Raw genomic sequence first — 25,791 nt, 5'->3', positions numbered from 1 at the left:
TCCGACAGGCCGAAGCCCCCCCGGCCTGACCTCCGTTCGAATCGCGCACCTGGCTGCATCTGCGGCGATTATCCGGCCAATCGGGCGATTCGAAGCACAGGGGCGGTGAAAGGATGGACGCATGAGCCCTGAGCGCCCCGCACCCGCCGAACCGGCCGACCTTGCCGCCCGCGCCGCACAGAAGCACGTCGTCGTGGTGGGAGGCGGCGTCGGCGGACTGGTGGCCGCCCGTGAGTGCGCGAAGGTCGGCATGCGGGTGACGCTGCTCGAGGGGTCCGAGGCCTTGGGCGGCGTGATCCGCAGGGTCGCCCTGGACGGGGTCGTCGTCGACGCCGGGGCGGAGAGCTACGCGACGAAGGGCGGGCATGTCCGCGCCCTCGTGGACGACCTCGGCCTTTCCGACCGCGTCGTGACGCCGCAGGCGGGAGGGGCGTGGCTCGCCGGAATCCCCGGCGGCGGCGCGGCACCACTCCCGGCCGGCGGCATCCTCGGCATCCCCGGCAATCCGTTCCAGGACGACGTCCGCCGCATCATCGGCTGGTCGGGCGCCTGGCGGGCCTATCTCGACCGGGTGCGACCGCCGCTCACGATCGGGCACCAGCTGAGCCTCGGCCGCCTCGTCGCCTCGCGCATGGGGGAGAAGGTGCGCGACCGCCTCGTCGCCCCCGTCACCACGGGCGTCTACTCGGCATCCCCGGACGACGTGGACATCGATGTCGCCGCCCCCGGGCTCAACGCCGCCCTCACCCGCGTCGGATCGCTGTCCGGAGCGGTGCTGGCCCTCCGCGGAGAGGGTGCGTCGCGCGGCACGAAGACCCCCGGTGCTGCCGTCGAGGGGCTCGTCGGCGGCATGAGCGTGCTCGTCGACGCCCTCGCGGCCGACCTCGACGAACTCGGTGCGACCGTCCGTACTCGCGTCCGGGCCCGTCGCCTCACCACCGACGGCACCACCTGGCGCGTCGTGGTCGAGGAGCCCGCCGCGGAGGGGCCGACCGAGGGGGAGGAAGTGACCCAGGAGGCGGAACTCGTCGCCGACGCCGTGATCGTCGCGACCTCCGAGCACGGCGCGCGGGAGCTGCTCGCGGGCGCCGTACCCGCCCTCGCGGCCGCCGACGCCGCCCCCGCCCCCGAGATCGAGATCATCAGTCTGCTGCTCGACGCGCCGGCGTTGCGCACCCCGCCCCGCGGCACCGGCGTGCTCACCGTTCCGCACAGCCACACGGCGAAGGCGCTCACACACTCCACGGCGAAGTGGTCGTGGGTGCGGGAGGCCGCGGGCGACCGTGAAGTGGTCCGCGTCTCCTTCGGTGCGCAGGGGGAACCGGCGGCCACCGCGGCGCTGGATGACGAGGCCGCGATCGACCTCGCCCGTCGGGAGGCCTCGGCGCTCCTGGGCATCCCGCTGTCGCCCGACCAGGTCGTGGCGGGTCATCGTGGGCGCTTCGTGCAGGCGCAGCCCGCGTCGATCATCGGCTCGGGGGAGCGGCGTGCCGCAGCCCGTCAGGCCGTGCAGGCCGTTCCGGGACTGGCCGCTGTGGGCGCCTGGCTCGCGGGCACGGGGCTCGCGCAGGTCGTGCCGGACGCTGCGGAGGAGGCGGACCGCCTGCGCCGCGCTCTCCTCTGGGACTGAGCGTCCGACGAGCACGCGCGAGTGCGCTCGACGCCTCCGTGTCAACCCTCTGATCGATTGATGCCGAAATCGGCATACGGCGTTACGCTGGGTACCTGATCGCGGTGGAGACGCGGGCGATCGGCGTCCCCCGGGACGGACCACAGCCGGAACAACGTGAGGAGACCCCATGAAGGGGAAGATCGGACTCGTCGTCGGACTCGGCGTCGGCTATGTGCTCGGCACCCGCGCAGGACGCGAGCGCTACGAGCAGATCAAGACGCAGTGGCTGAAGGTCTGGAACACCGACCCGGTGCAGGAGCGCGTCGACAAGGTCAAGGGCTTCGTCGGCGACAAGGCCGCCGCGGTCCCCGGTGCCGTCTGGACCGGTGCCGTGAAGATCGTCAAGTCCGTCACCGGCGACGGCACGCCCGGGCAGAAGCTCGATGCCGTCATCGCCTCCGGCAAGGACGCTGCGGAGGAGATCTCGGACGCCGCGGAGGACGCGGTCGACGAGGTCAAGGAGCGCGCCGCCGAGGCCCAGAAGCCCGCCGCGGCGAAGCCGGCCGCGACGAAGCCGGCCGCGACGAAGCCCGCCCCGCGGAAGTCCGACGACTGACATGCCCCGCGGATATCGGGATCGCGCCGACGACAGTCTGCTGACGCTGCTCGGCGACCTGCCGGAGCTCGTCACCAATCTCGTCAAGGCCGAGATCGACGCGGCCAAGGCGTGGGTGTCGCGCACCGCGAAGGACGCGGGGGTCGGCTCCGTCTGGTTCCTCGTCGCGCTGTTCTTCCTGTTCTGGGCCGTGCCCGTCATCCTCGTCTTCGCGATCGCGGGACTGTCGTCGTGGTGGCCGGTGTGGCTGTCCGCGCTGGCGGTGTTCGGCATCCTCATCATCGCCGTGCTGCTGTTCGCACTGCTCGGCATCCTGAAGTTCCGCAAGGTGCTCCGTCGCCAGAACCCGGCACAGGCCGTGGCCGAAGACATCCGAATCGTGAAGGAGGCCGGCGATGAGCACCCCTGAGTCGCTGCCGCGCACCGCGGTCCCCGCGGGAATCGTCGACCCCGTCGCCTCCGCGCGCGCCGAGCTGAAGGCGGCCCTCGCCGCCATCGAGATCAAGGGGAACATCCCGCGGCGCGTCGAGAAGGCGTCGGCGCGCGCCGCCGTCAAGGCGCGTGCTTTCGCGGACCGCAATCCGGCTGCCGCGATCGCCGCGACGGTCGGGATCGCTGCCGCCGTCGGCGGGGCCGTGTGGGCCATCGCCCGCGCCATCGCGCGCTGAGCCACCCCCGCACCGCCCTCGGGCGGGGGCAGTATTCCCCTGATTAGCGGCGCCTCCGCAAAGGGGGCAGACTGGGATCATGTCCGACCTGCGCGAAGAGAACCCGTCCGGTTACACCCTCTGGGCCGTCTGGCGACGCAACCCCGACGCCCCCGTCACCGAGAACGATGCGACCGAGCTCGAGTCGATCGTCTCGCACGTCGAGGACTCCGGCGTCACCGTCCGCGGCTTCTACGACGTCTCCGGCCTCAAGGCCGACGCCGACCTCATGGTGTGGCTGCACGGCGCCACCGCCGAGGAGCTGCAGAAGGCCCTCCGCCGCCTGCGCCGCACCGAGATGCTGCGCTCGCTCCTCCCGGTGTGGAACGTCATGGGCGTCCACCGTGACGCGGAGTTCAACCGGGCGCACGTCCCCGGCTTCCTCCGCGGCATCGAGCCCAAGGACTGGCTCTGCCTCTACCCGTTCGTCCGCACGCCGGAGTGGTACCTCGCGCCGGAGAGCGAGCGTCGCGCGATGCTCGCCGATCACGGACGCAAGGGTGCGGCGTTCACCGGCGTCATCGCGAACACGGTGGCCTCCTTCGCCCTCGGCGACTACGAGTGGCTGCTGCCGCTGGAAGCCGACGAGCTGACCGACCTCGTCGACATGATGCGGGACCTCCGCTACACCGACGCCCGCATGTTCGTGAAGGAGGAGGTGCCCTTCTACACGGGGCGCCGCCTGCGCTTCGACGAGATCGCGGACGTGCTGCAGTAAGCGCCATGAGCACCCCCATCCGTCTCGGCACCCGTCGCAGCGCGCTCGCGCAGGCGCAGTCCGGTCACGTCGCCGCCGCGCTCGAGAAGGTCACCGGTCGCCGCGTCGAACTCGTCCCGATCACGAGCGAGGGCGACACCAATCGCGCCTCGCTGTCGGAGATCGGCGGCCTCGGCATCTTCGCCACCCGTCTCCGCGAAGCCCTCCTCGCCGGCGAGTGCGACTTCCTCGTGCACTCCCTCAAGGACCTCCCCACCGCGGTGCCGGAGTCGCTCGTCATCGCCGCGACGCCCCGACGGGAGGACGCCCGCGACGTGGTGCTCACCCGACACGGCATCCCGCTGCACGAGCTCCCGGCGGGGAGCGCCGTGGGTACCGGGTCGCCGCGACGTATCGCCCAGGTCCACCGCCGTGCGCCTCGCGCCCACGTCGTGGACATCCGCGGCAACGTCGACTCCCGCCTCGCGCGCGTCACCTCCGGAGAGCTGGACGCCGTGATCCTCGCCGCCGCCGGCCTCTCGCGACTCGGCACGGATTCCCCGTTGCAGCGCGAGGAGCTCGGCCTCGCGGAATGGCCGACCGCTCCCGGCCAGGGGTCCCTGGCGGTCGAGACACGGGCGGACGCGCCGGAGGAGCTGCGCACGGCGCTGTCGGCGCTGGATCATCGGGAGACGCGGCTCGCGATCACCGTCGAGCGCGCCATCCTGGAGGGACTGGACGCCGGTTGTCAAGCCCCCATGGCGGCGCACGCCGTCGTCCAGGACTCCGAGATCCGCGTCAGGACGGTCGTCTATGCCCCGGACGGCGGTCGGCGGATCGGTCTGGACGTCACGGAAGCCCTGAACGGGGAGTATATTCATCGGAACGGCAGTGGCAATGGTGCGGATGCTGCCGATGGTGCAGACCCGATGCACGCAGCGCGTGAGTTCGGGCTCGCTGTTGCCCGTCGGCTGCTCGATCAAGGGGCGGCCGACCTCGTCCCTCAAGAGCAATCCGAATTGTCATGACCACTTCTGAAAGCAAGCAGGACCGACCGCTGGACGGCTGGCGCATCCTCGTGCCCCGTGGCGGCCCCTGGGGCGACAGCGTCGCCGCGAGCCTCCGCGCTCTCGGCGCCGTCCCCGTCGTCGCCCCGCTCATCAACTTCGCTCCGACCACGGATCAGGCGACCCTCGACCGTGCGCTGGAGCAGCTCGCGGCCGGCGAGTTCGACTGGCTGACCGTCACGAGCGCGACCACGGTGGACGTGCTGTTCGCCCACCGCGCCGTCGTGCCGAAGACCACGAAGATCGCGGCCGTGGGGGAGACGACGGCCGCGGCGCTGCAGGCCGTTGGCTACGAGGTGGCCCTGGTCCCCGAACAGGACAACTCCGCGCAGGGGATGGCGCAGCAGCTCATCGCTCTGGAGCACGAGCCGCGCCGCATCCTGGCGCTGCGCAGCGAGATCGCCAAGCCCGTCCTGAGCATCCTGCTGTCCGAGGCGGGACACGACGTGCACGGCGTCGTCGCCTATCGCACGGTCGGGGTGCCGGTGACGGAGCGCATCCGGCGCGACGTCGAGAACGGCCGGATCAACGCGATCCTCATCACCAGCGGTTCGGTGGCCGAGCAGGTGCGGGAGCAGTTCCCCGAGATCCCGGACGAGACGCTGCTCGCGGCGATCGGCCCGCGGACAGCCAAGGACGCCGAGCGCGCCGGCCTGCCCGTCTCGGTGGTCGCCGACCGGCAGACCATCGATGCGCTGATCGAGGCCGTGTCACAATTCACCCTTCCGCACGCGGCAGACGAGTTCGCGCCGTGAGCTTCCCCGACATCCGCCTGCGCCGACTGCGTCAGTCGCGCGCCGTCCGCGACCTCGTGCGCGAGACCTCTCTCGAGCCGCGTCAGCTCGTGCTCCCGCTCTTCGTCCGCGAAGGCATCAGCGAGCCGGTCGCCATCGGATCGATGCCCGGCGTCGCTCAGCACTCGATCGACTCGCTGCGTTCCGCGGCCGTGGAGGCTGCGGAGGCCGGGGTCGGCGGGGTCATGCTGTTCGGCGTTCCCGCGGTGCGCGACGCCCGGGGCTCCGGCGCGGACGACCCGCAGGGCATCCTGAACGTCGCCACCGAGGCGCTGGCGGCCGAGGTCGGCGACGCGCTCGTCGTGCAGACCGACCTCTGCCTCGACGAGTTCACCGATCACGGGCACTGCGGCGTCCTCGCCGCCGACGGCTCGGTGGACAACGACGCGACCCTGGAGCGATACGCCTCGATGGCCCTCGCCCAGGCGCGGGCGGGATCGCAGCTGCTGGGGCTGTCCGGGATGATGGACGGCCAGGTCGCCGTGATCCGTCAGGCGCTCGACGCCGAGGGCTTCACTGACACCCTGATCCTGGCGTATGCCGCGAAGTACGCGAGTGCGTTCTACGGCCCGTTCCGCGAAGCGGTGGACTCGCAGCTTCAGGGCGACCGCCGCACGTATCAGCTCGACCCCGGCAACCGTCGCGAGGGCGTGCGGGAGGCGCTGGTCGACGAGGACGAGGGCGCGGACATCGTCATGGTGAAGCCGGCGATGGCCTTCCTCGACGTGCTCCGCGAGGTCCGCGACGCCGTGACCGTCCCGGTCTGGGCATACCAGGTGTCGGGCGAGTACGCGATGATCGAGGCCGCCGCCGCGAACGGCTGGATCGATCGGCGCGCCGCGGTCCTCGAGTCGCTGCTGTCGATCCGCCGGGCGGGCGCTGACGCGGTGCTGACGTACTGGGCCACCGAAGCGGCCCGCTGGCTGCGCGGCTGAGCCTTCGTCGGCCGCGGCCTCGGAAGGGCAGGCGGCGGGTTAGCCTGGAAGGGATGCCGGGAGAGCGCCGTGCATCACGGAGGAGCCTCGATGACCGACCGCAATGACGACCTTTTCTCTGCCGCCCGTGCGGTGATCCCCGGCGGGGTGAACTCTCCGGTGCGGGCCTACGGGTCGGTCGGCGGGACGCCGCGGTTCCTCGCCTCGGCGCGCGGCGCCACCGTGACCGACGCCGCGGGTCGCGAGTACGTCGACCTCGTCGCCTCCTGGGGTCCCGCACTGCTCGGACACGCGCAGCCCGAGGTCGTCGCCGCCGTGCAGGAGGCCGCCACCCGCGGGCTCTCCTTCGGCGCGCCGACCGAGGGGGAGGTCGAGCTCGCCGCGCTCATCGCCGACCGCGTCCGCTTCGGCGAGATCCGTCCCGTGGAGCGCGTCCGTCTCGTCTCGACGGGCACCGAGGCGACCATGACCGCGATCCGCCTCGCCCGCGGCGCGACCGGCCGTGATCTGCTCGTGAAGTTCGCCGGCCACTATCACGGCCACTCCGACGGCCTGCTCGCCGAGGCGGGCTCCGGGGTCGCCACGCTCGCGCTGCCCGGTTCGGCCGGCGTGCCCGCGCCGATCGCCGCGCAGACGCTCGTGATCCGCTACAACGACCCCGAGGCGCTCGCTGCCGTGTTCGCCGAGCACGGTCCCCGCATCGCGGCCGTCATCGTGGAGGCCTCGGCCGCGAACATGGGCGTGGTGCCCCCGCTCCCGGGCTTCAACCGCCTCATCGCGGGGACCGCCCACGCGCACGGTGCTCTGATGATCCTCGACGAGGTCCTCACCGGCTTCCGGGTGCACCCGGCAGGCTTCTGGGGACTCCAGGCGGAGGCGGGGGAGGACTACCTTCCCGACATCCTCACCTTCGGCAAGGTCGTGGGCGGCGGAATGCCGCTCGCGGCTCTCGGCGGTCGCGCCGAGGTCATGGACCTCCTGGCGCCTCTCGGTCCCGTCTACCAGGCGGGGACGCTCTCCGGGAACCCGCTGTCGGTGGCGGCGGGCCTGGCCACGCTCCGCCTCGCGACGCCGGAGGTCTACGCGACGGTCGACGCCGCAGCCGCTCGGGTCTCGTCGGCTCTCGACCGCGCGCTCGCCGAGGCCGGAGTGACCCACGCCCTCGCCTCCGCCGGCAACCTCTTCAGCGCCTCGTTCCGCGCCTCGGCCCCGCGTGACTACGCCGAGGCGCAGGCGCAGGAGTCGTTCCGGTACGCGGCGTTCTTCCACGCGATGCGCGAGCACGGCGTCGCGCTGCCGCCGAGCGTCTTCGAGGCCTGGTTCCTCACCGCCGCGCACGGCGAGGACGAGCTCCAGCGCATCGAGGCCGCCCTGCCGCACGCCGCCCAGGCCGCCCAGACCGCGCGCCCCTGACCGCTCCTCCCGCTGGTCGGTCGCGTGGCTCGTTCGCGTGAGAACAGGCAGCCGCGCGGGGATAGGAACCCTTGGACCCCGTTGCCTGATCTCCCGCGAACGCCTGCAGGCGCGAAGGCCGTCGGCAACAGGCCTTCGCGCGGAGCCCGGCTTCCGCCCGCGGCAGCGCCTGTTCGTGCGTGGGAGCCTGTCCTCGCGAAGGAGCCGTGAGGGCAGGACTGAGGGATACCGACAAGGGATCGTTGTGTTCCTGTGAGCAACTTCCAGCCAACCGGGAGGACCGCGCTGGCAGACTGGGGGCATGGTGACGTTGTTGCTGGACCAGACGCAACTCGAGGTCGTGCTCTCGCCCATCGAACGTGCCGCCACCTTCCACCGCGAGAACGTCCGCATCGTGCGCGACACGATCACCAAGGTCCAGCTGACCGACGACGCCTGGACCTGGCTCCGCGGCGTCCCGAATCCGGGTACCCACATCCCGGGCGTGCTGGCCGCCGGGAGCTGGAAGGCCGCGGGGAGCCTCGACTTCGTGCTGATCCGCCGTCGACGTCCGAGCGTGGTCGTCGATCTCGAGGGCGATCCGCAGTACAACCGCCTGATCCTGACCACCCGGCACGGCCTGGCGCTGACGCAGGCGCTGCGCCTCCCGGTGTCCGAGGAGCCCACGACGGTCGAGGAGATCGTCGCCACGGCTCCGACCCCGGTGTCGAAGGGCAGTCGGCGCCCGGTCATCCGACCACGTCCGGCCTGATCCCGGATGCAGAACGCCCTCCCGGTGGACCGGGAGGGCGTTCTGCTGCAGGGGCTCAGCCGCGGTGCTCGTCGTAGTGCTCGTCCCCATGGTCATCCGCGGGAGTGTGCTGTTCCGCCGGAGTCTCCGTGTCGTCTGCCGACTCGTCGCTCCCGATCTCGTCCTGCGGAGCCCCCTCGCCGGACGACGTCTCCTCCGCTGGAGCGAGCGGGTAGTCGCGCGGTTCGTCCTCGTAGTAAGCGCGTGCGGCGGCGGCCAGCATCGAGCTCACAGCGGCCGATCGCGGGTCGTCGTCGTCGGACGCAGGAGAGGCGTCCTCGCCTTGCGCTGCGGCCTCGGCGGTGTCCTCGGACGGCGCGGTCTCGTCGTCCGCCGACGAGGCGTCCAGGCCGGTGAAGAACTCCACGCCCGCGGGCTCCTCGTCACCAGAGGCGCTGTCGGGCGCGTCGGTGCTCGTGCTGTCGGCCGGTGCATCGGCAGCGGTGTCGACGTCCTCGACGGGGGTCTCGTCGGTCGTCGACGGCGACTCGGACTCGGACTCGGTCTCGGTCTCGCCCGGAACGTCCGTCGCCGCCGGCTGCGCGGGCGACTCGGTCTCCGCGTCTGCGGACGCGGCGGCGAACAGGGCGGCGAAGGACCGCCGCGGAGACTCGGCGACGGGCGCGGGCGCACCGAAGAGGATGTCGTCGAACGACGGCGAGCCCTCGGCCTCCGCGTCGGTCTCCGCATCCGCGGGCTGCGCGTCTGAGGTCGCGTCGACCACGGGCAGGATCCGGGTCGCGTCGTCATCGGCGGCGACGACGGGAAGGGCCCGGGTCGCATCCTCGTCCGCGGCGGCCTCCGCCTCGTCGCTCGGAGCGGTGTCATCGGCGATCGTCTCGGCGGTGACAGGGCCCGTGGCCTGAGGCGTCAGGTCGTCGGCGAGCGCGGCGGTGCCGCCGGCTGCGAGAGCCGCAGCCGCGGTCCCGGCGGCTTCATCCGTCGACGGGCCGTCCGTCGGAGACTCCCCTGCCGGGGCCTCGGCGGCGGTCGCGGAGTCGGGATCCTCCTCGGCGGGAGCTTCCGTCTGATCGAGCGCCGGGGCGGTGTCGAAGCGGCCGCCCCGCATGAGGTCGATGAAGACGTCCTCCAGCGTCGGGCCGCGCTGCACGAGCGTGCTGAGTGCGATACCGGCGTCCGCAGCGACGGCGCCGACGCGGCTGGCGTCGGTCCCGCGCACGGTCAGCCCGGAGCGCAGCACCTCGATATCGAAACCGGCGGCGACCAGCGCGGTCGTGAGGCCGGGGCGATCGACGGAGTCGACGACCACGGAGCCGCCGGCCGGATCGGCCAGCGTCTCGATGCCGCTCGACAGCACGAGGCGTCCCTTGGAGAGCACGAGCACGTGGTCGGCGACCTGCTCGATCTCGCTGAGCACGTGGGAGGAGACCAGCACCGTGCGCCCTTCGTCGGCGAGGCGACGCATCAGCAGCCGCATCCAGCGGATGCCCTCCGGGTCGAGGCCGTTCGCCGGCTCGTCGAAGACGAGGGCGCCGGGGTCGCCGAGGAGCGCGTGGGCGACGCTGAGGCGCTGGCGCATGCCGAGCGAGAATCCGCCGATGCGCGTGTCCGCCTCACCCTCCAGGCCGACGAGGGAGATCACCTCATCGACGCGGGCGAGGCGGATGCCGTTGGCCTTCGCGGCGATGGTGAGCTGACGGCTCGCCGTGCGGCGCGGCCGATAGGCCGTCTCCTCCAGCACGGCGCCGATGGTGCGCAGCGGCTGCCGCAGCTCGGCGTAGGCGGCCCCGCCGATCGTGGCGGTGCCGGACGTGGCGCGCACCTGGCCGAGCAGGATGCGCAGGGTCGTCGTCTTGCCGGCACCGTTGGGGCCGAGGAAGGCGGTGACGGCGCCGGGCTCGACACGGGCGGAGAAATCCGAGACGGCCGTCACCTCGTTGAAGCGCTTCGTCACATTCGTGAACTCGAGCACCTGTCCTTCGGGCATCCGGGACCTCTCGTTGCGATGAACAGTTCCTCCTATCCTGCCGGAAAACCGCCCCGGAACCCGCATTTCGTGCGGAATCCGGCCGCACGCGACGGGGTAGCCTGGCACCCGTGACCGATACCCCCGCCGCGCCCCGTGTCCTCATCCGCACCGAAGGAGCGCTCGGGCGGCTCACGCTCAACCGCCCCGAGGCGATCAATGCGCTCGACGAGGACATGATCGCCACCATCACGGAGGCCCTGGTGGCCTGGCGTGACGACTCCGACGTGCAGATCGTCCTCATCGATGGCGCCGGGGAGCGCGGTATGTGCGCGGGCGGCGACGTGCGTCGCCTGCACGGCCAGATCACGTCCGACCATCCGGAGCAGGCCGCGGAGTTCTTCCGAGGCGAGTACGCGATGAACGCCATGATCGCGGAGTACCCGAAGCCCGTGGTCGCGCTCGCCGACGGGATAACGATGGGCGGCGGTATCGGTCTGGCGGGGCATGCCGCGATCCGTGTGGTCACCGAACGCTCGAAGCTCGCCATGCCGGAGACCCGGATTGGCTTCACGCCCGACGTCGGCGGTACCTGGCTGCTGGGGCGCGCGCCCGGACGGCTCGGCGAGTACCTCGGCCTCACCGGGGCCACGATGAACGGTGCCGACGCCGTGTACGCGGGCTTCGCGGATCATTTCGTCCCCTCCGACCGCCTCGACGCGCTGCGCGAGGCGCTGGCCTACCGCGCCGACCCGACGAGTCCCAGCGAGATCGTCCTGCTCTTCGACGAGACGCCGGAGCCGTCTTCGCTTCCCGCCGCGCGGGAGTGGATCGACGAGGCGTTCGCCGCCCCGACCGTGCCCGAAATCCTCGAGCGGCTCCGCGCGCTCGGCACCGAGGAAGCGGCGGCCGTCGCCGACCTGCTCGACGATCTGGCTCCGACGGGCCTCGTCGTGACGCTCGACGCGGTGCGGGAGGCCCGGGAGATGATCGGGCTCCGCGCCGCGCTGGAGGGCGAGTACCGCCGGGTGCTCTGGTTCGTGAACGAACACCCCGACCTGGTGGAGGGCATCCGCGCGCAGCTCGTCGACAAGGATCGCAACCCGCGGTGGCAGCCGGCCTCCCTCGCCGAACTCGGCCCCGACGCCGGGGCGCCCGCCCGCGACTACGTGCCGCAGCCCGCGCTGTTCTGACGCGCGCCTCAGTTCTCTTCGGGGACGACGGCGGCGCGGCGACGGGACTCCCAGGTCGTCCGGAGCACATCGGTGACGTCGCCGGGTTCGAGACCGGCGTCCTGTGCGGCGTCGACCAGCTCGCGGATCCTCCGGATGACCGCCCCGGGGAGCACGGCGGCGGAGTCGGCGACGCGCGTGCCTGCCGCGGTGCGCGACACGACCAGACCGTCGGCTTCGAGCATCTTGTAGGCGCGCGCCGCCGTGCCTGGTGCGACCCCGAGGTCGCCGGCCGTCTGCCGGACCGACGGCAGGCGTTCGCCGGCACCGAGCTGCCCGGAGACGATGAGCCCGCGGAACTGCCGATAGATGTCCCGGGCCGGGAGCGCATCGTCGGGGCCGGACAGCGGGGAGCGCGGCGTCATCGCGCCCCCTCCGGCTGCCGCATCGCCGCCGTCGCGGGGTCTGCCGACCGGCGGGAGCCGCCCCGCAGAGCCAGCGCCGAGAGGACCAGAAGGGCCACGGCGACGACCTCCAGCACAGGGGCCGCGGCGCCGGCCGCGCGGGCGATGTCGGCGTAGCGCCAGACGATCTCGAACGTGCCCTCGCCCTCGATCGTGAGAGGGCCGATCCGTCCCGCGCTCCCGATGAACCGCCAGGCGGCGGCCAGCGCGAGCAGGAGGCCTCCGGTCGCGACCTGGGCGAGTCCCGCGGCGATCCGGCGGCGCTCGTGGTGCTCCGCGGGAACGGTCTCCGGCCGGAGGAACGGACGCGTGGCATTCGCCCACAGCGCCCATAACACCGCCCCGGCGAGGAGCGCGCAGCAGAGCAGCACCGCGACGCCGTACGCCCACCCGTAGAACCACAGCCGCACCGGGTCGACGTCGGTGTTCGGCGCGGAAATCTCCAGGAACACGAAGGGCCCGCCGTCGATGTTCGACGACGCACAGCCGGCGGCGATCGTCGTGAGGACGAGTCCGAGGAGCGCGAGGCCTGCCGCGGCGGTCCCCCCGCGAGGACTGAAGGAGAGCCAGGTCCGCCGGGTCCCGGTGGTCACCGGCTCTGTCGCATGGCGTGCACCTCCGACGCTGACCGCGAGTGCCAGGGCGGCGGCGACGGCGGCGGTGGCGAACACGGGGGCGGCGTAGCGCCACCAGGACACCTCACCGTTCAGCGATAGCACGTACCGCGCGAGCACCTCCACCGTCACCCCCGTCCCGAGGACCACCAGGGCGCCGACGGCGAGGAGGCGCCGCTCGGGGGAGTAGCGCGCGCTCACGGCGGCGGCCTCGTCGCGCGTCAGTCGGGTCGCCGTCGCCGCACGCGTGCGCCACCAGGGCGTGAGGGCGAGCAGCGCAGCGATGACGAGGCCGACGACGAGGAAGACGGCCGGCGAGGAGAGGACGGCGCCGATGATGTCCGGCGGGGTGGGGTTCGACATGGCGGACTCCGTTCTTTGTGCCATATGTCTATCACAACTTGTGTCAGTCAAGTGATACATACGGTGGTTCGCTGTGAGCGAAGGTCCTCCCGGAGGGGGATCCGAATGTCGCCGCTTCGTGGCACCCTGTCGTATGGCCGGTCATCGGTCGGCATCCGTCTGCCGGGAGACCCGCCACCTCCTCCTTCCGAGAAAGTCCGCCTGTGCTGGGAAAACTCCTCCTCCGATATCTGTCACGCTACAAGTGGCTCCTCGTCGCCGTGCTGGTCTTCCAGTTCGCCAGCGCGGCCGCCACCCTCTACCTGCCGCGCCTCAATGCCGACATCATCGACAACGGCGTCGCACAGGGCGACACCGCGTACATCTGGCGCACCGGCCTGTTCATGTTGGCCGTGTCGTTCGGCCAGATCGTGGCCTCGGTCATCGCGACCTTCTTCGCCGCCCGCGCCGCGATGGGCGCCGGCCGTGACATCCGCGCCGACGTGTTCGGCAAGGTCAGCGGCTTCTCCGAGCGCGAGGTCTCGCAGTTCGGCGCCGGATCCCTCATCACCCGCAACACGAACGACGTGCAGCAGGTGCAGATGCTGGCGATGATGGGCGCGACCATGCTCGTCACCGCGCCGTTGCTCGCGATCGGCGGCATCATCTTCGCCGTGCAGACCAACGCGGGACTGAGCTGGCTGATCGCCGTCTCCGTCCCGGTGCTGCTCCTTCTCGCGGCACTCGTCATCGGCCGGATGGTCCCGCTCTTCCGCAGCTACCAGGGCAAGCTCGACAACGTGAACCGCATCATGCGCGAGCAGCTCACGGGCGTGCGGGTCGTGCGGGCCTTCGTCCGGGAGCGCATCGAGGAGGAGCGCTTCCGCGGCGCGAACACCGACATCATGGTCGTCGGCCGCAAGGTCGGCTCCCTGTTCGTGCTGCTCTTCCCGCTGTTCATGCTCATCCTCAACGTGACCGTGGTCGCCGTCATCTGGTTCGGCGGCATCGAGGTCAACAACGGCACCGTGCAGGTGGGCACCCTGTTCGCCTTCATGCAGTACATCGGCCAGATCATGGGCGGCGTCATCATGGCGAGCTTCATGGCGATGATGATCCCGCGCGCCGCGGTTTCCGCCGAGCGCATCGGCGAAGTGCTGAACACGGAGTCCACCATGACCCGCCCGGTGGACGGCGTCACCGCTTTCCCGACCCCGGGCGCGGTCGCGTTCGATGACGTGGAGTTCACGTACCCCGGCGCCGACGCCCCCGTCCTCACCGGCGTCAGCTTCGCCGCGGAGCCGGGGGAGACCGTCGCGATCGTCGGCTCCACCGGGTCGGGCAAGACCACGCTCGTCTCGCTCATCCCGCGCCTGTTCGACGTGTCCGGCGGGTCCGTGCACGTCGGCGGCGTAGACGTCCGCGAGGCCGACGTCGAGGCGCTGTGGGACAGCATCGGTCTGGTGCCGCAGCGTCCCTTCCTCTTCACCGGCACCGTCGCGTCCAACCTGCGCTACGGCCGCGAGGACGCCACCGACGAGGAACTCTGGCACGCGCTGGAGATCGCCCAGGGTCGCGACTTCGTGGAGGAGATGCCGGACGGTCTCGACTCCCGCATCGCCCAGGGCGGCACGAACGTGTCCGGCGGTCAGCGCCAGCGCCTGGCGATCGCGCGGGCCATCGTGCACCGGCCGCAGGTGCTCGTGTTCGACGACTCCTTCTCCGCGCTCGACCTCACCACGGATGCCCGGCTGCGGCAGGCGCTGTGGCGCGAGCTCCCGCACGTGACGAAGATCGTGGTCGCGCAGCGCGTCTCCACGATCACCGACGCGGACCGCATCGTGGTCCTCGAGGGCGGCACCATGGTCGGCGTCGGAACCCATGAGGAGCTGCTGGAGACCAGCGAGACCTATCGCGAGATCGTCGAGTCGCAGCTGGGGGTGGACGCATGAGCGAGCAGGACCCTTCGACAGGCTCAGGGACCCAGGGCCCTTCGACGGGCTCAGGGACCCAGGGCCCTTCGACACGCTCAGGGACCCAGGGCCCTTCGACGAGCTCAGGGACCCAGGGCCCTTCGACGAGCTCAGGGACCCAGGGTCGGCGCCGTCGCGGACGGGGCAAGGCGCCGGCGCCCACGGTCGAGCGGGAGCTCACCGCCGAGGAGCAGTACGAGGCGGAGCTCGCCGAGCAGGCGCGGCAGAACTCCGGCGACTGGGACAGCGTCGCGCCGGGCAAGGCCGACAACTTCGGCCCGAGTTTCGCGCGGATGATCGGGCTGCTCAAGCCCTCCGCAGTGTGGTTCGTCTTCGTGTCGATCCTCGGTGCGATCGGGGTCGTGCTGACCGTCGCCGCCCCGAAGGTGCTCGCCGAGGCGACGAACATCGTCTATCGCGGCTTCATCTCGATCCAGCTCGGTCAGCCCACCGGCGACTTCCCCGGGTTCCCGGCCGGGACCCCGCAGGACGTCGTCGTCGACGCGCTGCGGGACGCCGGGCAGAACGACTTCGCCAACCAGGTGGGCGCGCTCGGCGACTTCCGGGTCGGCGACGGCATCGACTTCGACGCGCTGCGCTGGGTGATCGCCGCTGTTCTCGCGATCTACGTCGTGGCCGCGTTCCTCAGCTGGCTGCAGGGATACGTCATCAACGTCATCATGGTGCGCACCATGTGGCGGCTGCGCGAGGCCGTCGAGGCGAAGATCAACCGGCTCCCGCTGGCGTACTTCGACAAGGTGCAGCGCGGCGAGCTGATCTCGCGGGTGACGAACGACATCGACAACATCACCCAGACCATGCAGCAGTCGCTGTCGGGAGCACTGACCGCCGTGCTGACGGTGATCGGCGTGCTCGTGATGATGTTCTCGATCTCGTGGCAGCTCGCCCTCGTCGCCCTCGTGGCGCTTCCGCTCATGGGCGTGATCTTCGGCGTCATCGGACCGCGGTCGCAGAAGGCCTTCGGCACGCAGTGGCGCAAGGTCGGCCGGCTCAACGCCCGGGTCGAGGAGGCCTTCTCCGGCCACGCGCTGGTCAAGGTGTTCGGCCGCGAGCAGGACGCGCTGGACAAGTTCAAGGCCGAGAACGAGGAGCTCTTCCAGGCGAGCTTCAAGGCGCAGTTCCTCTCGGGCATCATCATGCCCGCGATGACCTTCGTCGGCAGCCTCACCTACGTCGGCATCGCGGTGCTCGGCGGGCTCATGGTCGCGAGCGGGCAGCTGCGGCTCGGCGACGTGCAGGCGTTCATCCAGTACTCGCAGCAGTTCACGCAGCCGCTGTCCGAGCTGGGCGGCATGGCGGCGGTCGTGCAGTCCGGCACCGCCTCGGCGGAGCGGGTGTTCGACCTGCTCGACGCCGATGAGCAGGAGGCCGACGACCCTGACGCTCCTGCTCTCCGCGAAGGGGAGGGGGTGATCGAGTTCGAGAACGTGTCCTTCTCCTACTCGCCGGAGCGTCCGCTCATCACCGATCTGTCGTTCCGGGTCGAGCCGGGGCAGACCGTCGCGATCGTCGGGCCCACGGGTGCCGGCAAGACGACGCTCGTGAACCTCATCATGCGGTTCTACGAACTCAGCGGCGGACGGATCACGCTGGACGGTCAGGACATCTCGACCATCACGCGCGACGACCTCCGGTCCCGCACCGGCATGGTGCTCCAGGACCCCTGGCTGTTCGCCGGGAGCATCCGCGAGAACATCCGCTACGGACGCTCGACCGCGACGGACGAGGAGGTGCTGGCCGCCGCGCGGGCGACCTACGTCGACCGCTTCGTGCACGCGCTTCCGGACGGGTACGACACCGTGCTCGACGAGGACGCGTCGAACGTCTCGGCCGGTGAGCGGCAGCTCATCACGATCGCCCGGGCGTTCGTGGCGCAGCCGTCGATCCTCATCCTGGACGAGGCCACCTCGGCGGTCGACACCCGCACCGAGCTGCTGCTGCAGAACGCCATGGCCGCTCTCCGGCAGGGACGCACCTCGTTCGTCATCGCGCACCGGCTGTCGACCATCCGCGACGCGGACCTCATCCTCGTGATGGAGCACGGCGACATCGTCGAGAAGGGCACGCACGACGAGCTCATCGCCGCGCAGGGCGCGTACTGGCGGCTGTACCAGTCGCAGTTCGAGCAGGCGGCGACCGACCTCGACGCGGAAGCGGCCCTGACCGGGTCGTCTCCGGTCGTGGTGACGGGAGAGGCCGACGCCGAGGCTCGCGCAGAGGAGCAGGCGGCCGATGCCGTGGCGGGTGCCGCCGTCGGCGCCCAGCTTCCCGGGGCGGAGGCGGCCGCCGCGCAGGCGCTCCTCGACGACGGGGCGGACGGCGCGACGCCTCGTCCCTGACCGCAGAGCCACGACGCCCCCGCTCCGGACCTGGAGCGGGGGCGTCAGTCGTCAGGAGCGGTCCGCGTCGATGCCGAACAGCTCGAGGGGATGGGTGAGGCGCCACCACGGGCTCGGGCCGTCCACGTCTTCGGCGAGGACGAGTGCGGTCTCGGTGGTGTCGACGGGGCCGGCCGTGGTGAGGGTGCCGACGTCGCCGTCCGCCTCGCGCTGCTCGCCGAGATCGAACACAGCCGTCGCGGTCGCGCTCGCCCCGTTCCACAGCACCACATCCGCGTCCGCACCGGTCACGACGTCGACCTCCTCGCCCCAGGCGGTGCGGACACGTCCGACCACCGTCCCCGCCGGAACGGCCGGGCCCTGCGCCTGCAGCGCCGCCTCGGTCTGCGCGAACAGCGCGCGCGTGAGGGCGAGGCGCGCCTCGTCGTCCTCCTGGTTCAGTGCCGCGGCGTAGAGGCGGACCGTCGAATCCCCCACGGAGACGTCCTTGGCCGTCAGCAGGTTCCAGCCGACGAGCGTGCCGGTCTTGATGCCGACGACCCCGGGGTCCGCGAGCATGCCGTTCGTGTTCTCCACCGTTCCCGCCCCCGGCAGCTCGACCGACCGGGTGCCCACGATCTCCGCGAACACGGGGTTCTGCATCGCCAGCTCGCCGAGAGCCACGAGCGCCTCCGGGGTGGCGACGTTGCGCGCGTCGAATCCGGACGGCGTGACCACGGTGATGCCGGAGAGCCCGCGCTCACCGAGCCAGACCTCGGCGGCGGCCGCGAACTCGCGGTTGGATCCCCAGATCTCGGAGGCGAGTCGATCGATGTAGTTGTTGGCCGAGCCGAGCAGCGTGCCCTGCAGGAGCTGATACTCGGTGAGCACTCCGCCCACGGGCACATCCAGTGCGGACTGGTTGGAGATCCGGTAGTCCCAGTAGCGGATGCTGTCGGCGTAGGTGAAGGAGAACTCGGGGCCCTGCTCTCCGGGCGCGAGCGGCAGGCGGTCGAGCACCATGAGCGCGCTGACGACCTTGGTGATGCTCGCGATGCTGACCGGGGCGGTCGTGGACGCGGCCGTCGTCATCCCCGCGATGCCCACGGCGCCGTCGCCCACCTCCGGCCACGCGAGGGCAGCGGTGGGGGCGGCCACCGGGGTGACCTCCACGGCCTGGACGGTGGGGGCGACCTCGTGCAACGGCCAGAGCAGCGTGCTTCCGGCGTAGGAGGCGATGAGACCGGCGAGGACCCCGAGCGGGACGAGCAGCCCGGGGCCGGCGATCGCCGGACGCAGCGTCGCGTCGCGCAGCAGACCGGGGGCGGCCTCGGCGTCCGGGGTGGCGTCGAACTCCGGCGTCGAGGAGCCGGCCTCGACCACGCCCGTGTCGACCCAGGTCAGCGCGGTCGCCGGTGTCGAGGCGTCGGCCCACGCGACGGTCTCCGTCGTGTTCGCGGGCACCGGGTCGACGGTCTGCGAGGACGCGGGGGCGGAGTCTTCGGGCCGCGCGTCGACGCCGACGCCGCCGGACGCCTCTTCAGGGGGATCGGAAGCGGTCACTCGCTTACGGTACCGAATGCCGCCAGGAATCCGCCGTGCACGGCTCGGGACGCGCGGGCGGAAGACGCTAGGATCGACAGCACAACCACGGGAGTCCGGCGAGCCGGGCTGAGAGGGAGCGAATCGCGCTTCGACCGTCGAACCTGATCTGGGTCATGCCAGCGCAGGGAGGAGTTCACATGAGTACGTCCACGTCCGCATCCTCTTCCACGAAGACGACCGGCGCTCCGGCGCGCAGCTATCTGCGGTGGCGCATCGTCGACATCGTCGTCGCCAGCGTGCTCGGCGTCGCCGCCGGCCTGATCTTCCTGGCCTGGAACGTCGGGTACCTCGGCCCCAAGGCCCTGCTCGAGCCGCTGCTCCCCGGGCTCCAGGGGCTCCTGGACGGACCGTGGCTGTTCGCCGGAGTGCTCGGCGGCCTCATCATCCGCAAGGCCGGTGCGGCGATCTACGTCGAACTGCTGGCCGCCGTCGTCTCGGCGCTCATCGGCAACCAGTGGGGTGGCTTCCTCACGCTCGAAGCGGGCCTCGTGCAGGGTCTCGGCGCCGAGCTCGTCTTCCTGCTGTTCTTCTACCGTCGCTGGTCGCTGCCCGTCGCGATCCTCGCCGGTGCCGGCGCTGCGCTCGCGGGAGGCATCAACAACCTCATCCTCTGGTACGCCGGCTCCGGTCCCGCGTTCACCGTGATCTACCTCGTGAGCACCGTGCTCTCCGGCGCCGTCATCGCCGGTGCCCTGTCGTGGGTGCTCGCCCGCGGCATCGCCGCGACGGGAGCACTGGACCGCTTCGGGTCCGGGCGCGAGGCGCGCGTGCGCGTCTGATGGCGGCGCAGGTCGCTCCCGCGGTCGTCGAGGCGCGCGGCTGGGGCTGGCGGCATGCGAGCCGCCGGGCGTGGGCGCTGCGCGACATCTCGTTCCGCATCGAGCCCGGCGAGCGGGTTCTCGTGCTCGGGGCCTCCGGGGCGGGCAAGTCGACCCTGCTGCACGGCCTCGCGGGCGTGCTCGGCGGCGAGGAGGAGGGCGAGAGCGCGGGGGAGCTCCTCGTCGACGACGCTCCGGCGGTGGCGACTCGCGGGCGCGCCGGTCTCGTCCTCCAGGACCCCGATTCCCAGGTGATCCTCGCCCGCGCGGGCGACGACGTCGCGTTCGGGTGCGAGAACCTCGGCGTGCCGCGTGCGGAGATCTGGCCGCGTGTCGAGGCGGCGCTCGCTGCCGTCGGCCTCGACGTGCCGCTCGATCATCCCACCAAGGCGCTGTCGGGCGGCCAGAAGCAACGTCTCGCCCTCGCCGGCATGCTCGCGATGCGCCCCGGTCTCGTCCTCCTCGACGAGCCGACGGCGAACCTCGATCCGGACGGGGTGCGCGAGGTCAGGGAGGCGGTGGAGCGGATGCTCGCCGCGCACCCCGCCACCCTCGTGGTCGTGGAGCATCGGCTCGAGGTGTGGTTGCCGCTCCTCACCCGGGTCATCGTGCTCGGTGCCGGCGGGGTGGTCGCGGACGGCCCTCCCGCCGCGGTGCTCGGTGCGCAGGGGGAACGCCTGGCCGCGGACGGCGTCTGGGTGCCCGGCCATCCTCCCGTCGAGCCCCCGGCACCGCGGGCGGTGCCCGGCGAGGTGCTGCTGTCGGCCCGTGCACTCGCCGTGGCGAGGGTGAAGGGGCGTCCGGTGGCCCGCGGCATCGACCTCGACGTGCGGGCGGGCGAGGCCCTCGCGATCACCGGGCCGAACGGCGCGGGCAAGTCCACGCTGGGTCTGACCCTCGCGGGCCTGCTCCCGCCCGCGGAGGGGGCCGTGACCGCGGCGCCGATGCTCGCGCAGGGTGCCGATCCCGCGCCGATCCGCTGGGCGTCCCGCGACCTCCTGACCCGGATCGGCATGGTCTTCCAGGAGCCGGAGCACCAGCTCCTCGCCACCACCGTGCGGGACGAGCTCGCCATCGGCCCGCGCGCGCTGGGCGTCCCCGAGGACGAGGTCGAGGCGCGCGTCGACGAACTGCTCGCCCGCCTGCGCCTGTCCGCGCTGGGAGCCGCGAACCCGTACACGCTCTCGGGTGGGGAGAAGCGCCGTCTCACCGTCGCGGCCGCGATCGCGACGCGACCCCGGGTGCTGATCCTCGACGAGCCGACGTTCGGACAGGACGCCCGCACCTGGGCCGAGCTCGTCGCGATGCTCGCCACCCTGCGGGATGAGGGCTCCGCGATCGTCACCGTCACGCACGACCTCGACGTGGCGCGCGCCCTGCACGCCACCCGCTTCGCCCTGGGGGCGCCGGCATGACGGATCTCGCCGACACCCGCGCCCGCGCCGGCGTCGTGGCCCGGATCAACCCGGTCGCGAAGCTCGGCGTGAGCGCGCTCATCGCCGTGCCGTTGATCCTCACGCTGGATCCGGTGTCGGCGGGGATCGCCCTGGTGCTCGAAGGGGTGCTGTTCCTGTTCGCCGGCATCGGGTGGCGGGAGTTCTGGGTGCGCACCTGGCCGGTCTGGCTCGCGGCGCCGCTGACAGGGCTCACCATCGCCTTGTACGGCGAGACGAGCGGCACGGTCTACGTCGACTGGTTCGTGCTGCGCATCAGCGAGGGGTCGCTCGCGCTCGCCGTCGCCACGATGCTTCGGGTGCTCGCGATCGCCCTGCCCTCGGTGGTGCTCTTCATCACGGTCGATCCGACCGATCTCGCCGACGGCCTCGGGCAGATCCTGCGCCTGCCCGCCCGATTCGTGCTCGGCGCGCTCGCCGGACTGCGCATGGTGGGGCTGTTCCTCGATGACTGGCGGGCTCTGGAACTGGCGCGTCGAGCCCGCGGCGTGGCCGACCGCGGCCGCATCCGACGCTTCCTCGGCATGGCCTTCGCCCTGCTCGTCCTGTCGATCCGCCGCGGCGCGAAGCTCGCGACCGCGATGGAGGCGCGGGGCTTCGGCGCCCCGGGTCGTCGCACCTGGGCGCGCGAGTCCCGCTTCGGCGCCCCCGAGTGGGCCCTCCTCGCCGTCGGGGCCGCGATCTCCGGGATCGCGATCGCCGCGGCGGTCGCCACCGGCGCCTGGAACTTCATCCTCGGACCGTCCTGACCTCACCCCTTTCGGACGAGGGCCCGTAGAGGTGGCTCGGCGGCCGGTCTAGCGTCCGCAGGAGACAGTGCCAATCGACACCGACCGAAAGGGACGTCCCATGAGCATCTCCTCCGCCGACGACCAGCCGCTCTTCACGCGGCCGGGTGAGGCCACCGTCGCACCGCGACACGTCATCCCGGATTCCGAGTCGCTTCCCGCGACGGCGAAGCAGATCGTCGAGGACGAGACCATCCTCGACGGCAACGCGCGCCTCAACCTCGCCACCTTCGTCAGCACCTGGATGGACGACGAGGCGAAGCAGGTCTACATGGCCTCCTTCGACAAGAACATGATCGACAAGGACGAGTATCCGCAGACCGCCGCCATCGAGGACAACTGCTGGCACATGCTCGCGAACCTGTGGAAGGCGCCGGACGCCGCTCGCAGCATCGGCACGTCGACCATCGGCTCCTCCGAGGCGTGCATGCTCGGCGGTCTCGCGTTCAAGCGTCGCTGGCAGCAGGCCCGCCGTGCCGCCGGCAAGGACGCCTCCACGCCGAACCTCGTGATGTCGAGCGCGGTGCAGGTGTGCTGGGAGAAGTTCTGCAACTACTTCGACGTGGAACCGCGCTACGTGCCCATCAGTGAGGAACACAAGACGCTCGACGGCCACGACCTCGAGAAGTACGTGGACGAGAACACGATCGGGGTGGTCGCCATCATGGGCGTCACCTACACCGGCATGTACGAGCCGGTGGCCGAGATCGCCGCGGCGCTCGACGCGATCCAGGAGAAGACGGGTCTCGACATCCCGATCCACGTGGACGGCGCCTCGGGCGCGATGATCGCCCCGTTCCTCCAGCCCGACCTGGTCTGGGACTTCCGGCTGGAGCGCGTGCATTCCATCAGCACCTCGGGTCACAAGTACGGTCTCGTCTACCCGGGTCTCGGATGGGTGGTCTGGCGCGACGCGCAATGGCTGCCGGAGGACCTGGTGTTCAAGGTGAGCTATCTCGGCGGGGAGATGCCGACCTTCGCCCTGAACTTCTCCCGCCCTGGCGCTCAGGTGCTGCTGCAGTACTACCTGTTCCTCCGCCTCGGGTTCGAGGGCTACCGGGCCGTGCAGCAGGCCTCGCAGGACGTGGCGAAGTTCCTCTCCGCGGGCATCGCGAAGCTCGATGCGTTCGAGCTGTGGAACGACGGCAGCGACATCCCCGTCTTCGCCTGGCGCCTGAAGGACGGGCACACCGACAAGTGGACGCTGTACCACCTCCAGGACCGCCTCCGGATGCGCGGCTGGCTCGTGCCCGCCTATCCCATGCCCGCGGACCTCGAAGACCTCACGGTGCAGCGGATCGTCGTGCGCAACGGGCTCAGCATGGACCTGGCCGCCGAACTGCTCGACGCCATCACCGCCGAGGTGGCCCACCTCGACGCGCTCACGGCTCCCATGCCGTCCGACCACCCCGACTCGGCGTTCCACCACTAGGGGGCCGACATGTCCGCCTCGCAGTCCGGTGCCGCCGGCGCCGCCTCCACGCCGCGTGTCTCCCGTCCCGCCGTCGCCGTCCTCGGCGTCGGGCAGCTCGCCCTCCTCACCCTCGTGGTCGTGGCGAGCCTGCGCTCGCTGCCGGCGATGGCGATCTACGGCCTGGGCAGCGTCACGCTCTACATCATCCCGGCGATCCTCTTCCTCATCCCCACGGCTCTCGTCGCGGCCGAACTCGCGACGGGGTGGAAGGGCGGCGTGTACGTCTGGGTGCGCGAGGCCCTCGGCAACCGCTGGGGGTTCACCGCGGTGTGGCTGCAGTGGATCCAGAACGTGGTCTGGTTCCCGACGCAGCTCGCGTTCGTGGCCGGCGCCCTCGCCTTCGTCTTCCTCGACCCCTCGCTGTCCAGCTCCGGGTTCTTCACCGCGGTCGTCATCATCGTCTTCTACTGGGGGTCCACCCTGGTCACCCTCCGCGGCGGCGACCTCTTCGCGAAGCTCGGCTCGTGGGGCGGCATCATCGGCACGCTGTTCCCGGCGGTGCTGCTCATCGTGTTCGGTGCGGTGTGGGTGTTCAGCGGAGAGAAGAGCCAGGTGCCGCTGGATGCCTCGGCGATGATCCCGCCGTTCACGGGGCTGGCCTCCATCGTGCTGATCGTGTCGAACGTGCTCGCCTACGCCGGTATGGAGGTGAATGCGGTCCACGTGAACCAGATGAAGGATCCCGGCAAGGGCTACCCGCGCTCCGTGTTCCTCGCCGCCGGCCTCATCCTGCTCGTCTTCATCCTGCCCACCATCGCGATCGCGGTCGCGGTGCCGGAGAAGGAACTCGGGCTGACGAACGGCATCATGCTCGCGTTCGGGGAGTACTTCGACCACTGGGACATGGGGTGGGCGACGGCCGTCGTGTCCGCGCTCATCGCCGCCGGGGCCCTCGCCTCGGTCGTAACCTGGGTCGCCGGTCCGTCCAAGGGTGTGCTGGCGGCGGCGGAGACAGGGCTGCTCCCGCCGCTGCTGCAGAAGCGCAACAAGGCCGGGGTCCAGTCGGGCATCCTGATGCTCCAGGGCACGATCGTCACGATCCTCGCGGCGATCTTCATCATCGTGCCGAACGTCAGTGCAGCCTTCGTCGCCCTCATCGACATGGCCGCCGCGCTGTACCTCATCATGTACATGCTCATGTTCGCCTCGGCGATGGTGCTGCGGCGGAAGGCGCCCGACGTTCGCCGGGCCTATCGCGTGAAGGCCCTGCCGTTCGTCGCCGGGGTCGGTTTCGCCGCCTGCCTCGCCGCGTTCGTGCTCGCCTTCATCCCGCCTCAGGGGTTCACCGCCTTCCCGGCCGCCGCGTACCCGTGGATCGTCGGTCTGGTGATCGTCGTGCTCGGCGCGCCGCCGCTGCTGTTCTACGCGCTGCGCAAACCGTCGTGGGACCGGCGCCCGGCCGACGGGAGCCTCCTCAGCGACGCGCATCCCGAGGCGTGAGCGCGGCTCAGGTCTCGTTCCAGAGCCGTCGGTAGTACTCCAGTCTCGGGGGATCGGGGTCGACACCGTAGGCCGCGATGAGCGTGTCCTCCCACCCGGGACCGAAGTTCCACAGCGTGCTCATGGCGGCCACGGCGATGTCGGCCCACCGGTCGGCGACGCCGAGCGCGGCGAGGTCGACGTGGGCCACCGGACGGCCGTCGTCGTCGAGCAGGGTGTTGGGGAGGCACGCGTCGCCGTGGCAGACCACGAGCCGGTCGATCGACGGGGGCTCGTGCAGGTCCGTCGGCACCGTCGTGCCGCGGGCGGCGGCGTTCGCGATGCGCTCCGCCGGGCTCCACGTCCACGGGCACTCCGCGACGGGGAGGGCGTCGTGCAGCAGGCGCAGGCCGATCCCGACCGCGCGCACGGCGACCTCCGGAGAGGCGGCCCACCGCGGATCCACGGCACTGCTGCCGGACAGGGCCGCCGTCACGAGCCACTCGTGCGCCTCGTCCTCGCCCTGGGAGAGCACCTCCGGCACCGTGGTCCAGGTGCGGGCCCAGCGCATCCGCTCGGCCTCGTCGCGCATGTTCGCCTCGGGATCGTGGGGACCCCATTTGATGTAGCGGCCGTCGTCGGCGCGGAAGGTCAGGCCGCCGATCGCGTTGCGCCACGCGGGGGTCAGCGCGGCCCCGGCGGCGAGTTCGCGGACCCGGGCGGGGACCTCGACGGAGGCGGCGGGGATGCTCACCTCTCCATCCTGGCGGA

Annotated in this window: 23 protein-coding genes and 1 riboswitch; of the genes, 18 read left to right on the top strand and 5 right to left on the bottom strand. The window is 71.6% G+C overall.

The genetic code is table 11. From position 1 onward, the window contains the following. Positions 1–121: 121 nt before the first annotated feature. The 10 genes from CJ226_RS13150 to CJ226_RS13105 all read left to right on the top strand — a co-directional run bounded on the left by CJ226_RS13150 (position 122) and on the right by CJ226_RS13105 (position 8,592). Positions 122–1,630, top strand: coding sequence for an NAD(P)/FAD-dependent oxidoreductase (locus CJ226_RS13150; protein WP_102209444.1), 1,509 nt, complete (start codon positions 122–124; stop codon positions 1,628–1,630). A 169-nt stretch (positions 1,631–1,799) separates the two neighbouring features. Beyond that, positions 1,800–2,228, top strand: coding sequence for a hypothetical protein (locus CJ226_RS13145; RefSeq protein WP_062637142.1), 429 nt, complete (start codon positions 1,800–1,802; stop codon positions 2,226–2,228). Between the two features lies 1 nt (position 2,229). After that, positions 2,230–2,637 carry a phage holin family protein gene (locus CJ226_RS13140; protein WP_025104873.1) on the top strand — a complete coding sequence of 136 codons (408 nt, stop codon included), beginning with the start codon at positions 2,230–2,232 and terminating at the stop codon, positions 2,635–2,637. Further along, complete coding sequence (locus tag CJ226_RS13135) at positions 2,624–2,896, top strand: hypothetical protein (RefSeq protein ID WP_062637140.1); 273 nt, start codon at positions 2,624–2,626, stop codon at positions 2,894–2,896. Before CJ226_RS13140 ends, CJ226_RS13135 begins: the two co-directional genes overlap by 14 nt. Positions 2,897–2,975: 79 nt before the next feature. Beyond that, positions 2,976–3,653 carry a hydrogen peroxide-dependent heme synthase gene (gene hemQ / locus CJ226_RS13130; RefSeq protein WP_174235391.1) on the top strand — a complete coding sequence of 226 codons (678 nt, stop codon included), beginning with the start codon at positions 2,976–2,978 and terminating at the stop codon, positions 3,651–3,653. A 5-nt stretch (positions 3,654–3,658) separates the two neighbouring features. Then, positions 3,659–4,660, top strand: a complete 1,002-nt coding sequence (hemC, locus tag CJ226_RS13125; protein ID WP_025104870.1) for a hydroxymethylbilane synthase — start codon at positions 3,659–3,661, stop codon at positions 4,658–4,660. Next, the gene (locus CJ226_RS13120; protein ID WP_025104869.1) at positions 4,657–5,454 is read left to right on the top strand and encodes a uroporphyrinogen-III synthase; all 798 of its coding nucleotides are present in this window, start codon (positions 4,657–4,659) and stop codon (positions 5,452–5,454) included. Before hemC ends, CJ226_RS13120 begins: the two co-directional genes overlap by 4 nt. After that, complete coding sequence (gene hemB, locus CJ226_RS13115; protein WP_062637133.1) at positions 5,451–6,428, top strand: porphobilinogen synthase; 978 nt, start codon at positions 5,451–5,453, stop codon at positions 6,426–6,428. The genes CJ226_RS13120 and hemB overlap by 4 nt, the downstream gene beginning before the upstream one ends. Positions 6,429–6,518: 90 nt before the next feature. Then, entirely contained in the window at positions 6,519–7,841 is a 1,323-nt protein-coding gene (locus CJ226_RS13110) for a glutamate-1-semialdehyde 2,1-aminomutase (RefSeq protein ID WP_102209443.1), read from the top strand. Between the two features lie 301 nt (positions 7,842–8,142). After that, complete coding sequence (locus CJ226_RS13105) at positions 8,143–8,592, top strand: hypothetical protein (RefSeq protein WP_025104866.1); 450 nt, start codon at positions 8,143–8,145, stop codon at positions 8,590–8,592. Between the two features lie 55 nt (positions 8,593–8,647). Here the strand turns inward: CJ226_RS13105 and CJ226_RS13100 are convergent, their stop codons facing one another. Continuing rightward, positions 8,648–10,579: an ATP-binding cassette domain-containing protein gene (locus tag CJ226_RS13100; RefSeq protein WP_102209442.1), complete on the bottom strand. Its 1,932-nt coding sequence runs from the start codon at positions 10,577–10,579 to the stop codon at positions 8,648–8,650. 110 nt (positions 10,580–10,689) lie between these two features. Between CJ226_RS13100 and CJ226_RS13095 the strand changes: the two genes are divergently transcribed. Next, positions 10,690–11,751, top strand: a complete 1,062-nt coding sequence (locus CJ226_RS13095) for an enoyl-CoA hydratase/isomerase family protein (protein ID WP_102209441.1) — start codon at positions 10,690–10,692, stop codon at positions 11,749–11,751. Positions 11,752–11,759: 8 nt separating this feature from the next. Here CJ226_RS13095 and CJ226_RS13090 read toward each other — a convergent pair whose 3' ends face one another. After that, the gene (locus CJ226_RS13090) at positions 11,760–12,155 is read right to left on the bottom strand and encodes a GntR family transcriptional regulator (RefSeq protein ID WP_062637122.1); all 396 of its coding nucleotides are present in this window, start codon (positions 12,153–12,155) and stop codon (positions 11,760–11,762) included. After that, positions 12,152–13,171, bottom strand: coding sequence for a hypothetical protein (locus tag CJ226_RS13085; RefSeq protein ID WP_102209440.1), 1,020 nt, complete (start codon positions 13,169–13,171; stop codon positions 12,152–12,154). The genes CJ226_RS13090 and CJ226_RS13085 overlap by 4 nt, the downstream gene beginning before the upstream one ends. A gap of 203 nt (positions 13,172–13,374) precedes the next feature. Between CJ226_RS13085 and CJ226_RS13080 the strand changes: the two genes are divergently transcribed. Both CJ226_RS13080 and CJ226_RS13070 read left to right on the top strand, forming a co-directional pair. After that, positions 13,375–15,102 carry an ABC transporter ATP-binding protein gene (locus tag CJ226_RS13080; protein WP_102209439.1) on the top strand — a complete coding sequence of 576 codons (1,728 nt, stop codon included), beginning with the start codon at positions 13,375–13,377 and terminating at the stop codon, positions 15,100–15,102. Further along, on the top strand, positions 15,099–17,483 hold the full coding sequence (locus CJ226_RS13070; RefSeq protein WP_257996653.1) for an ABC transporter transmembrane domain-containing protein: 2,385 nt from the start codon (positions 15,099–15,101) through the stop codon (positions 17,481–17,483). Before CJ226_RS13080 ends, CJ226_RS13070 begins: the two co-directional genes overlap by 4 nt. A gap of 51 nt (positions 17,484–17,534) precedes the next feature. On the opposite strand, the gene CJ226_RS13065 is transcribed toward CJ226_RS13070, so the two are convergent. Then, positions 17,535–19,025 carry a D-alanyl-D-alanine carboxypeptidase family protein gene (locus CJ226_RS13065; protein ID WP_102209438.1) on the bottom strand — a complete coding sequence of 497 codons (1,491 nt, stop codon included), beginning with the start codon at positions 19,023–19,025 and terminating at the stop codon, positions 17,535–17,537. Positions 19,026–19,102: 77 nt separating this feature from the next. Beyond that, positions 19,103–19,212, top strand: a riboswitch (TPP riboswitch). Between CJ226_RS13065 and CJ226_RS13060 the strand changes: the two genes are divergently transcribed. From CJ226_RS13060 to CJ226_RS13040, 5 genes are all read left to right on the top strand, one after another. Then, positions 19,205–19,846, top strand: coding sequence for an ECF transporter S component (locus tag CJ226_RS13060; protein WP_062637114.1), 642 nt, complete (start codon positions 19,205–19,207; stop codon positions 19,844–19,846). Its footprint overlaps the riboswitch before it by 8 nt. After that, complete coding sequence (locus tag CJ226_RS13055; protein ID WP_180964599.1) at positions 19,846–21,300, top strand: ABC transporter ATP-binding protein; 1,455 nt, start codon at positions 19,846–19,848, stop codon at positions 21,298–21,300. Before CJ226_RS13060 ends, CJ226_RS13055 begins: the two co-directional genes overlap by 1 nt. After that, positions 21,297–22,088, top strand: a complete 792-nt coding sequence (locus CJ226_RS13050; protein ID WP_102209437.1) for an energy-coupling factor transporter transmembrane protein EcfT — start codon at positions 21,297–21,299, stop codon at positions 22,086–22,088. Before CJ226_RS13055 ends, CJ226_RS13050 begins: the two co-directional genes overlap by 4 nt. A gap of 100 nt (positions 22,089–22,188) precedes the next feature. After that, positions 22,189–23,559 carry a glutamate decarboxylase gene (locus CJ226_RS13045; RefSeq protein WP_062637110.1) on the top strand — a complete coding sequence of 457 codons (1,371 nt, stop codon included), beginning with the start codon at positions 22,189–22,191 and terminating at the stop codon, positions 23,557–23,559. Positions 23,560–23,568: 9 nt separating this feature from the next. Continuing rightward, positions 23,569–25,041 (top strand): amino acid permease, encoded by a 1,473-nt coding sequence (locus CJ226_RS13040; protein WP_082802978.1) that lies wholly within the window; start codon positions 23,569–23,571, stop codon positions 25,039–25,041. 7 nt (positions 25,042–25,048) lie between these two features. Here the strand turns inward: CJ226_RS13040 and CJ226_RS13035 are convergent, their stop codons facing one another. Beyond that, the gene (locus CJ226_RS13035; protein WP_102209436.1) at positions 25,049–25,774 is read right to left on the bottom strand and encodes an aminoglycoside 3'-phosphotransferase; all 726 of its coding nucleotides are present in this window, start codon (positions 25,772–25,774) and stop codon (positions 25,049–25,051) included. Between the last annotated feature and the right edge of the window lie 17 nt (positions 25,775–25,791).

The organism is Microbacterium sp. UMB0228 (assembly GCF_002871415.1).
In the GTDB taxonomy this organism is placed as follows: Bacteria; Actinomycetota; Actinomycetes; order Actinomycetales; family Microbacteriaceae; genus Microbacterium.
Note: the sequence above shows the minus strand (reverse complement) of the source record. Positions and strands in the feature narration are given on the sequence as shown.

What these genes read in the sequence shown, in the direction of transcription:
- CJ226_RS13150 (WP_102209444.1), top strand. Translation starts at nt 122, where the DNA reads ATGAGCCCTGAGCGCCCCGCACCCGCCGAACCGGCCGACCTTGCCGCC.
- CJ226_RS13145 (WP_062637142.1), top strand. Translation starts at nt 1,800, where the DNA reads ATGAAGGGGAAGATCGGACTCGTCGTCGGACTCGGCGTCGGCTATGTG.
- CJ226_RS13140 (WP_025104873.1), top strand. Translation starts at nt 2,230, where the DNA reads ATGCCCCGCGGATATCGGGATCGCGCCGACGACAGTCTGCTGACGCTG.
- CJ226_RS13135 (WP_062637140.1), top strand. Translation starts at nt 2,624, where the DNA reads ATGAGCACCCCTGAGTCGCTGCCGCGCACCGCGGTCCCCGCGGGAATC.
- hemQ (WP_174235391.1), top strand. Translation starts at nt 2,976, where the DNA reads ATGTCCGACCTGCGCGAAGAGAACCCGTCCGGTTACACCCTCTGGGCC.
- hemC (WP_025104870.1), top strand. Translation starts at nt 3,659, where the DNA reads ATGAGCACCCCCATCCGTCTCGGCACCCGTCGCAGCGCGCTCGCGCAG.
- CJ226_RS13120 (WP_025104869.1), top strand. Translation starts at nt 4,657, where the DNA reads ATGACCACTTCTGAAAGCAAGCAGGACCGACCGCTGGACGGCTGGCGC.
- CJ226_RS13110 (WP_102209443.1), top strand. Translation starts at nt 6,519, where the DNA reads ATGACCGACCGCAATGACGACCTTTTCTCTGCCGCCCGTGCGGTGATC.
- CJ226_RS13105 (WP_025104866.1), top strand. Translation starts at nt 8,143, where the DNA reads ATGGTGACGTTGTTGCTGGACCAGACGCAACTCGAGGTCGTGCTCTCG.
- CJ226_RS13100 (WP_102209442.1), bottom strand. Translation starts at nt 10,579, where the DNA reads ATGCCCGAAGGACAGGTGCTCGAGTTCACGAATGTGACGAAGCGCTTC.
- CJ226_RS13090 (WP_062637122.1), bottom strand. Translation starts at nt 12,155, where the DNA reads ATGACGCCGCGCTCCCCGCTGTCCGGCCCCGACGATGCGCTCCCGGCC.
- CJ226_RS13085 (WP_102209440.1), bottom strand. Translation starts at nt 13,171, where the DNA reads ATGTCGAACCCCACCCCGCCGGACATCATCGGCGCCGTCCTCTCCTCG.
- CJ226_RS13070 (WP_257996653.1), top strand. Translation starts at nt 15,099, where the DNA reads ATGAGCGAGCAGGACCCTTCGACAGGCTCAGGGACCCAGGGCCCTTCG.
- CJ226_RS13060 (WP_062637114.1), top strand. Translation starts at nt 19,205, where the DNA reads ATGAGTACGTCCACGTCCGCATCCTCTTCCACGAAGACGACCGGCGCT.
- CJ226_RS13055 (WP_180964599.1), top strand. Translation starts at nt 19,846, where the DNA reads ATGGCGGCGCAGGTCGCTCCCGCGGTCGTCGAGGCGCGCGGCTGGGGC.
- CJ226_RS13050 (WP_102209437.1), top strand. Translation starts at nt 21,297, where the DNA reads ATGACGGATCTCGCCGACACCCGCGCCCGCGCCGGCGTCGTGGCCCGG.
- CJ226_RS13045 (WP_062637110.1), top strand. Translation starts at nt 22,189, where the DNA reads ATGAGCATCTCCTCCGCCGACGACCAGCCGCTCTTCACGCGGCCGGGT.
- CJ226_RS13040 (WP_082802978.1), top strand. Translation starts at nt 23,569, where the DNA reads ATGTCCGCCTCGCAGTCCGGTGCCGCCGGCGCCGCCTCCACGCCGCGT.